This window comes from Salinivibrio sp. MA351 (assembly GCF_001996065.1).
In the GTDB taxonomy this organism is placed as follows: Bacteria; Pseudomonadota; Gammaproteobacteria; order Enterobacterales; family Vibrionaceae; genus Salinivibrio; species Salinivibrio costicola.
On sequence record NZ_MUFG01000016.1, the window covers coordinates 58,732 to 68,700 of the forward strand.

Below are 9,969 nucleotides of genomic sequence, written 5' to 3' on the forward strand. Positions count from 1 at the left end.
TGCGGCCATTTTTAGTTTTGCGGACCTTATGGGCCTATTGCACTATTGTCGTTTATTCAGCGAGTGTCGTTTATTTAGCGAGCTCAGGGCGTTGGCGATATTGGTCGAGTGATGCTGGGTTATCCAGTGCGCTTAACTGTGCCACGTCTTGGCCATGGACCACATCGCGCACCGCCAGCTCGGCCAGTTTGCCTGACTTGGTGCGCGGAATATCGCTCACCTCGGCAATCACCGCGGGAACATGACGTGGTGTGCACTGGGTGCGGATGGTTTTTTTGATGGTTTGCTTGAGTGGCTCATCCAGTGTCACGTCGGCGGCGAGTTTGACGAACAGCACCACGCGGACATCATTTTGCCATTGCTGACCAATGACCACTGAATCGATGATCTCGCTAAGCTGGTTAACATGGCGATAGATTTCCGCCGTACCAATTCGCACTCCGCCTGGGTTTAGTACCGCATCAGACCGACCATAAAACACCATGCCACCTTGTGCGGTCAGGCGCACATAGTCACCATGGAACCAGATGTCATCAATCTTGTTCCAGTAGGCATTATGGTAGCGAATGCCATCGGTATCGTGCCAAAAGCCAACCGGCTGGTTGGGGAAGCTATTACAACATACCAACTCTCCTTTTTGCTCTTCAACCGCTTGGCCTTGGGCGTTAAACACTTGTACGTCCAGCGCCAAGCTCCGCTTTTGGCTTTCACCGCGATAAACCGGTGACAGCGGGCTGCCAAGAACAAAGCAGCCACAAATGTCGGTGCCACCCGCAATCGAGCTTAACTGCAGATCAGACTTTATCTTTTGATAGACATAATCAAACTGCTCGGGCGCAAGTACCGAGCCGGTCGAACATAGGACGCGTAGCGACGCCAGCGAGTAATCATCTCTCGGCGCTACGCCTTGTTTTTCCAATGCCTCTAAGTATTTGGCTGCGGTGCCCAAAAGGGTGAGCCGGTGCCGCTCGGCCAGTCGCCAAAGTACTCCTGCATCGGGATAAAACGGCGAGCCATCATAGAGCACCAAGGTCGCGCCGCTTGCTAAAGCGCTGACTTGCCAATTCCACATCATCCAGCCGCAGGTGGTGAAATAGAAAAAGCGATCGCCGGGGCGCACATCCGAATGGAGCTGATGCTCTTTCAAATGATTGAGCAATATCCCCCCTACCGAATGAATAATGCACTTGGGCTTACCCGTAGTGCCGGAAGAGTAAAGCACAAAGAGTGGGGCATTGAACGCCACGCGGGTAAAGCGAAGCGGCGGCACGTCCTTGACTAATAAGTCCTGCCAGTTATCCACGCCAGCAGGTAAAGAAGGTCGCTCGCCATCAAAAGGGATCACCACTAGGCGTTCAATGGCCGGTACGTTACCCACCACTTGCTGTGCTTTATTCAGGCAGTCATAGGTTTTGCCGTTATAGTGGTAATGATCGGTGGTAAACAGCACTTTGGGCTCGGTTTGGCCAAAACGGTCTAACACACTGTCGACGCCAAAATCCGGTGAGGTTGAGGTCCAAATCGCGCCCAGTGCCGCGGTGGCAAGCATCGCAATCACGGTTTCAGGCAGGTTAGGTAAATAGCCAGCAACCACATCGCCCGGCTGAACGCCTTGCATATATAGGTAGTGACGGATGGCCGCGACCTGATCGACGAGCTCACGCCAAGTGAGGGTTCGTGCTACCTCATGCTCACCGCTAAAAATCATCGCCGGTTGGTCGGCATATTGCTCTGCGTGCTTGAGCAGGTTTTCGGCATAGTTCAGACGTGCGGTGGGAAACCAGTGGCTATCTCGATTGGGGTGCTCGGGATCGATATCGCATACTCTCTCGCCCGGATCGCCGATCACGCCGGCAAATTGCCATAACTGTTGCCAAAAATCACCGCTTTGACGTACTGACCATGCATAAAGATCGTCATAACCGCTTAGCTGGGTGTCGTGAGTCTGATTCACGGCACGGATAAACGCGGCGAGTAACGTGTGGGTTTGACGTTCCTTATCCGGCGCCCACAACAATCCGTCTTTCATGTTCTCTCCTTAGCCCTTATCAGGGTGTGCCTGTATAAATGCATCCAGCGTTTGGCACTGTGCCTCAATGCGCGTCAAAGTTGGGTAGGCCGTTAAATCAAACGCAAATCGGCGTGCATTAAAAAGCTGCGCGACCAAACAAATATCGGCCAAATTAGGCGCTTCTCCGCCGATAAAGGGGCTGTCTAATCCTTGTAGTTTGGCTTCCAAGCCATCGAATCCTTGTTTTAGCCAATGGTGATACCAAGTGATTTTGTCATCATCACTGTGGGCAAAGGGGCCCGTTAAGTATTGCAGAACACGTAAGTTATTGAGTGGATGCACATCACAGGCAATGTCGAGTGCCAGAGAGCGGCACTGGGCTTTTTGCACTGGATCACTGGGGAGCAGTTTTACCTGCGGATAGCGTTCATCGAGGTATTCAATAATGGCCAGTGATTGGCTCAAGGTGACATCGCCATCGACTAAGGTAGGCACTAAACCGGCGGGGTTGAGCGAGCGATAGGCGTCGCTGTACTGGTGTTTATCCAGCAGAGAAACGGTTTCTCGTTGGTAGGTAAGGCCTTTAAGGCCAAGGGCGATGCGGACGCGGTAGGCCGCGGTCGACTTACTGTAATCATAAAGCAGCATACAAGCTCCTAGACGGCGTCAACGTCAAGCGCGCCTAGAGGCACCAGGCCCAGGCGCGCATCAAGGTTACTCAGCGATGTAACGGGTCACAGTTTGCTCAATGGCGCCGAAAATAGACGCATCTTGGCTGTCGCGCATATCGATAGTGACGCTATCGCCAAAGGTCATAAACGGAGTTTTTGCCTCGCCTTGGTCGATAATTTCCAGCATGCGCTTTTCGGCTAAGCAGCAAGAGCCTTTACTGCGATCGGTATTGGAGACGGTGCCGGAGCCAATAATGGTCCCAGCGCTGACATGACGGCTTTTCGCTACATGGGCGACCAGTTCGGCAAAATCAAAGGTCATATCGACACCGGCTTCGGGCGAGCCAAACCAGTCGCCGTTCAGAGTGACATGCATCGGCAAGTGGACTTTATGGTCGCGCCAGTGATCGCCAAGCTCATCGGGGGTAACCGCCACCGGCGAAAAAGCAGAGGCGGGCTTGGATTGGAAAAAACCGAACCCTTTGGCAAGCTCGCCGGGGATCAGGTTGCGCAGAGAAACATCGTTGACCAGCATCAGTAATTTAATGTGTTGGCCGGCTTTGTCAGCGCTTAGGTGCATGGGGACATCATCGGTGACGACGGCTAGCTCGGCTTCAAAGTCACAGCCCCACGCATCATCCACTAATTCAATCTCATCACGCGGACCAAGAAAGCCATCAGACATGCCTTGATACATCAAAGGATCGGTCCAAAAACTCTCAGGCATTTGTGCGCCGCGTGCTTTGCGCACCAGTTCAACGTGGTTAACGTAGGCGCTACCATCCGCCCACTGAAAGGCGCGGGGCAGCGGTGAATCGCAGACACTTGGGTCAAAGGCAAAAGACTCACTGACTTGGTTGTCGTTAAGCGCGTCATAGCGCTGAGTCAGTTTGGGCGCAAGGGTCGTCCAATTATCGAGTGCCGCTTGTAGTGTGGGCGCAATATCGTCGGCGTGGACGGCGCGAGTAAGGTCGCGAGAGACCAAAATCAATTTGCCATCACGTCCGTGTTTGAGTGAAGCCAGTTTCATTGCTTTCTCCTTCGCTATTCTGCGTCACTTGGCGTGCGCCAAGAGTAGACATAATCGGTCAGTTCGGTGGCTTTCGCCGCGTCGCCCATATCAAGTGGCATGCGGGTATCGATCATCACCGCCACTTCATCGGTCTCTTTTTTCTGATGCTTTTTGCCCGCGGCAAAGGCTTTTGGGTGAGGTCCATGTGGGAAGCCACAAGGGTGTAAGGTCACCATGCCGGCATCAATGTTATCGCGGCTGAAAAAGTCACCTTGGTGATAGAAAAGCACTTCATCATAGTCATCGTTATTGTGGTAAAAAGGCACCTTCAGTGCGCCAGGATCCGACTCGATCGGGCGGGGGACAAAGGTACAAATCACAAAACCTTGCGCGACAAAGGTGGTGTGCGCGGATGGCGGCAAGTGATAACGATGGCTCATTAGTGGGCGGATATCTCGCCAGTTAAGCCGGAATACGGTGAGGTTGCCCTTCCAGCCTACGGCATCGAGCGGGTTATAAGGATAAGTGACACGGTTGAGCTGTTGGCGCGATTTGATCATCACCTGCCAGCTTTCGCTATCGGATTGCTGGGCTTTAAAGCTATCGTCAATACGTGCATGTTCTAACACCGCGGGGTCAAACACCGCATGCTCGCCGACAATGCCTCGTTCGGCGCTCATGTAGGAGCCATGTGTCGCTTCAATCATCAGCAAAGTAGTGGCCTCATCCGGCACCAGTCGCCAGCTGGTGGCGCGAGGAATAATCAAGTAATCGCCTTTGCTGTAGCGCAAGTGGCCGTAATCGCAATACAGCGAGCCTTCGCCCTGATGGACGAATAAGCAATCGTCGCCATCGCTGTTGCGTACCAGATAAGACATAGCGGTATCGGTGCGCCATAAGCGAACCTGAACATTGGCATTGGATAACAGCACGGGGGCATCCATTGGCGACGTGCCTTGCGTTTCAACTCGGTTGGTGTCAAAAGCATGCGGTCGCAATGGGCCTTCCCACTCACTCCAGCCCGTCGGGGGATGGCGGTGATACATATGACTGGCCGGGCCAAAAAAGCCTTCCTTGCCACATTCGCGCTCGTAGGTTCCTTCGGGAAAGTCGCAGTGGGCTTGACGTGAGGCGTCCCCTTCACGAATGGGGAATGAAAACCACTTTCGCATATCTCGCTCCTTGTACTGGGCGGCCGTGGTCACCGGTACGGCCAAATAGTTTCAAAAGAAACAATCTATCCGTTTATACTAGCGAGCAGATAAGATAAAAAGCAACGTACTGTTAACAAATATTTTACCTTGTCTGTTCAGTATTTTTGCCGCCTAAAAACCGTAAGTGTAAACAAAGCACTACCTTTGCATCTTATCGACGCCTCTCGTAAAGTAAGGTATATGATTTCAATTGAAACTAACTGATATGACCGTTCCGCACCTAGCCCTTGACAGTTTTTTGCCCTACAAATTAGTTCACACCGCAGAGCTGGTTGCCGATAGTCTTGCGGCACGTTATGAAGCAGAGTTTGGATTGTCGCGTCCAGAATGGCGCGTGCTGGCCTCTTTGGGCGCACGGGATGGCGTGATGGCGAAAGATTTAGCCGCAGAAACGCGGTTGGATAAAGTGAGAGTGTCGCGCTTGCTTACCCGTTTAGAGCAGCATCAGTTGGTAGAGCGACGCGCGTGTCAAGGTGATCAGCGCGCCGCGTTAGTCCATTTGACCGACAAAGGCCGCACCCATTATCAGACCATTATTCCCAAGGTGTTGGAGTGGGAAAAAGCCATGCTTGAGGGACTCAGTGCGGCGCAGTATCAAGCCTTATATCAGGCATTAGATGCCTTGCAGCACCGAGTGTATCACTTGGATCAGACCGGCAGTGACGAAGCCAGTGTTTGACGGCGCAACACCACGGCATACAGGTACGCCATAATACCGGCCAGTAGATTGGCAACAGCGATTCCCGCAAACAGGCCATGGGTGCCGTTGACCATGCCGCCCAGCCACGCACAGGGCACTAAGAAAACAAACAAACGGACTAGGTTGCAGGCGAACGAATGCAGCGAACGCTTCATGGCATTCAGGCCGCCGACCAATAACATCAAGGTGCCTTGTAAGCCGTAACTGGCCGGGACCACCATCAAATAGTGGGCAATTTCTTGTTGAACCCGCACATCGTCACTGAACACATCCGCAATCAGATCGATAAAAGGCCACAGCGATAAGTACAAGGCAAATTGGAACAAGATAGCAAAGCGCATCGCACTGAACAGCGCCTGAAAGGCCCGCTGATGGTATTGGGCGCCAAAGTTTTGCGACATTAAGGGCGTAAGCGAAGACGTCATTGCCATCATCACTATCAATAAAATCGCTTCAATCCGTTGCGCGGCGCCATAGGCGGCAACGCTTTCTGTGCCTTGTGAGGCGAGCATCATCATTAATATGGCAGCTGCTGCGGGGTTGAGCGCATTGGTCATTCCAGCAGGCATGCCAATTTTAAGAATTTGACTCACATCGGTGCCGATCTGTTGCCATTGCGGCGCAATCAGTAGCTGCTCTCGTCGAGTGAGTACGATAAGTGCAGCGAGCATGGCTCCGGCCCAGCTCAAGGCACTGGCGATAGCGGCACCTTGCACGCCTAGTTCAGGGAAAGGGCCTAAACCAAAAATTAGCAAGGGGTCGAGAACGCCATTAATTAGCCCAGAGACCATCATGATTTTGGCTGGGGTTTTGGTATCACCTGTGGCACGAATGGCGGCATTACCTGCCATCGGTACCACCAATAAAGGAATCGTGAGGTACCATATCTGCATATATTCATGGATCAGTGGAAGTAAATCTTTACTGGCGCCTAATGCAGAAAAAACGGGAACAATGGTGGCAGCACCCAACCAGCCAACCGACATCACGAGCAACAAGGCCAATAATAATCCGTGGGTTGATACGCGCGCCGCATCTTGGTGATCTCCTTGGCCGAGTAAACGTCCGACAAGTGCTGCAATACCGACTCCTAACCCGAGAGTGATGGAGTTCACCGCAAAGGTGATAGGAAAGGTAAAACTCACCGCTGCCAACGCCTCTGTCCCTAGTTGCGAGATAAAAAAGGTATCGACCACGTTGAACATGATGATCGCAAACAGGCCGAACACCATTGGAATCGTCATTTTGCGCAAGGTTTGATTAATTGGAGCAGAAAGCAACCCGTGTTTATCGTTCATAGTCTCTGATCGCTGAATTGGGACGGCTTACCCTAGCGGATCCGTATAAGGTGAGAAAGTTACGTGTCTAAAAAAAACAAAAAAATTGCTGTAAAGCCCTTGGGAAAGAAAAAGTCCGTCCCCACATAGGGAGAGACATCAGGTACCGGACGCATGTACGGCCTGTGTGCATACTTACTTCATCAAACGGAACATCATTACTAATTCAGGAGACGACCGATGAACATTCGTCCACTACATGATCGCGTTATCGTTGAGCGCCAAGAAGCTGAGTCTAAATCAGCGGGCGGCATCGTGTTAACTGGTTCTGCTGCAGAAAAATCTACCCGCGGTAAAGTACTGGCGGTAGGTAAAGGCCGTATTCTTGAAAACGGCAGTGTGCAGCCGTTGGACGTTCAAGTGGGTGACACTGTTATCTTCTCTGAAGGCTTAGGTACCAAAACCGAAAAGATCGAGGGTCAAGAGGTTTTGATCTTGTCTGAAAGCGACATTATGGCAATCGTTGAGTAATTCATTTCACCTCCAATCAATAACGTAAGAAAGGAATAAAAACATGGCTGCTAAAGACGTTAAATTTAGTGACGACGCACGTGCGAAAATGCTCGAAGGTGTGAATGTTCTGGCGGATGCCGTTCGCGTCACACTGGGCCCTAAAGGCCGTAACGTAGTACTCGACAAATCATTCGGTGCACCAACCATCACTAAAGATGGTGTTTCTGTTGCGCGTGAAATTGAGCTGGAAGACAAATTCCAGAACATGGGCGCGCAAATGGTGAAAGAAGTCGCTTCACAAGCCAATGATGCGGCGGGTGACGGCACGACCACAGCGACCGTATTGGCGCAGTCTATTATTAGCGAAGGCCTAAAAGCAGTTGCTGCGGGCATGAACCCAATGGATCTCAAACGTGGTATCGACAAAGCTGTCGTTGCCGCGGTGGAAGAGCTGAAAAATCTGTCTGCACCTTGCACCAGCAACAATGCTATTGAGCAAGTGGGAACTATCTCGGCAAACTCTGACCACACTGTTGGTAAGCTTATCGCACAAGCAATGGACAAAGTGGGCCGTGACGGTGTGATCACTGTTGAAGAAGGACAGTCGCTGCAAGACGAACTGAGCGTTGTGGAAGGCATGCAGTTCGACCGCGGTTACTTGTCTCCGTACTTCATTAACAATCAAGAAGCCGGTAATGTTGAACTGGATAACCCATTTATCCTACTGATCGACAAAAAAGTCTCTAACATTCGCGAACTACTGCCAACCCTTGAAGCGGTTTCTAAAGCGTCTCGTCCGCTGCTGATCATTGCAGAAGATCTTGAAGGTGAAGCGCTGGCCACCTTGGTGGTAAACAATATGCGCGGCATTGTTAAAGTGGCAGCAGTGAAAGCACCTGGTTTCGGTGATCGTCGTAAGGCGATGCTACAAGACATCGCGACCCTGACTGCAGGTACTGTCGTGTCTGAAGAGATCGGTATGGATCTTGAGAAAGTGACACTAGAAGACCTTGGCCAAGCCAAGCGTGTCACCATTACTAAAGACAACACCACAATTGTTGATGGTATTGGTGAAGAAGCGGCGATCGAAGGTCGTGTTGCTCAAATTCGTCAACAAATCGAAGACGCGACGTCTGACTACGACAAAGAAAAACTGCAAGAGCGCGTTGCCAAACTGGCTGGTGGTGTTGCGGTGATTAAAGTCGGCGCGGCGACCGAAGTTGAAATGAAAGAGAAGAAAGATCGCGTTGAAGACGCATTGCACGCAACCCGTGCTGCGGTTGAAGAAGGCGTGGTTGCCGGTGGTGGCGTTGCGCTTATCCGTGCTGCAAGCAAAGTCGGTGAGCTAAAAGGCGATAACGAAGAGCAAAATGTCGGTATCCGTGTGGCGCTACGTGCGATGGAGTCACCACTGCGTCAAATCGCCACTAACGCAGGTGACGAAGACTCAGTGGTTGCGAACAACGTGAAAGCGGGTGAAAACCACTTTGGCTACAACGCATCAACCGGTGAATACGGTGACATGATTGAAATGGGTATCCTGGATCCAACCAAAGTGACGCGTAGTGCGCTTCAGTTTGCGGCATCCGTGGCTGGCCTGATGATCACCACCGAAGCCATGATTACTGATCTGCCACAAAAAGATGGCGGCGCTGATATGGGTGCTGCTGGAATGGGCGGTATGGGAGGAATGGGCGGCATGATGTAATCTGCCTCTCCTCCTTAAAGAAAAAACCCAGCTTCGGCTGGGTTTTTTCGTTCTCGGGCTGACGCCAATAACGCGACTCAGTGCGGAGACGCAGATGAAAAAATATTCATCACTGCTACACCCGAGACAATCAGTACCATGCCGATAATCGCCGCTGTATCGAGTTTTTGGTCAAAGACAAGCCAGCCAATTAAAGCAATCAATGTTACACCAGCACCTGCCCAAATTGCATAAGCGATACCAACCGGTATAGCGCGTAGTGTCAGCGCGAGTAAATAGAAAGAAAAACTGTACCCCACTACGACTAACACCGAAGGGACGAGCTTTGAAAAGCCGTCGCTGTTTTTGAGTGACGCCGTTGCAATCACCTCTGCCACAATCGCAAACCCCAGAAAAAGCCAGTGCTTCATATCGATGACTCCCAAGTGAGAAACAGGCCGACTATGCTACCAGCCCCTTTTCATGATGTATGCCTCATTTTTTCTAGAGAAAGGTGAAAATTTCGACTATGTTAATAAATCCAAACAAAAACAAGCCTTGACTGAACGTTAAAATAGACAAAAAAAGCGACTTAGTATGTTTTTTGTGCGGGTGAGTTTTTTTTTGCAAAAAGGGGTTGCGGTAAAAACTGAGATCTCTATACTGCGCTTCCTGTCGACGGGGCGACGAGACGCAAGTCACGAAATGCCGACCACGAATCGACACGCTCTTTAACAATTTGACCTATGCAATCTGTGTGGGCACTCGTTGAGAATAGACAAAAAGATTTATTCGATGAACTGAGTGACCAATTCATGTTGGTACAGCCTTGAGCTGTTTTGATTTCACTTTTTTAAAAGTGGATGCCAACAAGAGCACAGTCA

Annotated in this window: 9 protein-coding genes; 3 read left to right on the forward strand and 6 right to left on the reverse strand. The window is 51.2% G+C overall.

Translation table 11 applies throughout. The features are described from left to right. Window positions 1–70 precede the first annotated feature (70 nt). The 4 genes from BZG78_RS09905 to BZG78_RS09920 form a co-directional block, all read right to left on the reverse strand. On the reverse strand, window positions 71–2,029 hold the full coding sequence (locus BZG78_RS09905) for an acetoacetate--CoA ligase (RefSeq protein WP_077661097.1): 1,959 nt from the start codon (window positions 2,027–2,029) through the stop codon (window positions 71–73). 9 nt (window positions 2,030–2,038) lie between these two features. Beyond that, on the reverse strand, window positions 2,039–2,659 hold the full coding sequence (gene maiA, locus BZG78_RS09910) for a maleylacetoacetate isomerase (protein WP_077661098.1): 621 nt from the start codon (window positions 2,657–2,659) through the stop codon (window positions 2,039–2,041). 66 nt (window positions 2,660–2,725) lie between these two features. Continuing rightward, a complete protein-coding gene (locus BZG78_RS09915; protein WP_077661099.1) occupies window positions 2,726–3,712 on the reverse strand; it encodes a fumarylacetoacetate hydrolase family protein in 987 nt (328 codons plus the stop codon). 14 nt (window positions 3,713–3,726) lie between these two features. Beyond that, complete coding sequence (locus BZG78_RS09920; protein WP_074214047.1) at window positions 3,727–4,866, reverse strand: homogentisate 1,2-dioxygenase; 1,140 nt, start codon at window positions 4,864–4,866, stop codon at window positions 3,727–3,729. Between the two features lie 247 nt (window positions 4,867–5,113). On the opposite strand from BZG78_RS09920, the gene BZG78_RS09925 reads away from it, so the two are divergent. Next, window positions 5,114–5,587: a MarR family transcriptional regulator gene (locus tag BZG78_RS09925; protein WP_077461909.1), complete on the forward strand. Its 474-nt coding sequence runs from the start codon at window positions 5,114–5,116 to the stop codon at window positions 5,585–5,587. Here BZG78_RS09925 and BZG78_RS09930 read toward each other — a convergent pair. Continuing rightward, window positions 5,557–6,906, reverse strand: a complete 1,350-nt coding sequence (locus BZG78_RS09930) for an MATE family efflux transporter (protein WP_077661100.1) — start codon at window positions 6,904–6,906, stop codon at window positions 5,557–5,559. The two genes, BZG78_RS09925 and BZG78_RS09930, sit on opposite strands and share 31 nt — an antisense overlap. 219 nt (window positions 6,907–7,125) lie before the next feature. Here BZG78_RS09930 and BZG78_RS09935 point away from each other — a divergent pair, with 219 nt between their 5' ends. Beyond that, window positions 7,126–7,416 (forward strand): co-chaperone GroES, encoded by a 291-nt coding sequence (locus BZG78_RS09935; protein ID WP_077661101.1) that lies wholly within the window; start codon window positions 7,126–7,128, stop codon window positions 7,414–7,416. Between the two features lie 43 nt (window positions 7,417–7,459). Then, on the forward strand, window positions 7,460–9,106 hold the full coding sequence (groL, locus tag BZG78_RS09940) for a chaperonin GroEL (protein WP_021024082.1): 1,647 nt from the start codon (window positions 7,460–7,462) through the stop codon (window positions 9,104–9,106). A 77-nt stretch (window positions 9,107–9,183) separates the two neighbouring features. Here the strand turns inward: groL and BZG78_RS09945 are convergent, their stop codons facing one another. Then, entirely contained in the window at window positions 9,184–9,516 is a 333-nt protein-coding gene (locus BZG78_RS09945) for an SMR family transporter (RefSeq protein WP_077461911.1), read from the reverse strand. Between the last annotated feature and the right edge of the window lie 453 nt (window positions 9,517–9,969).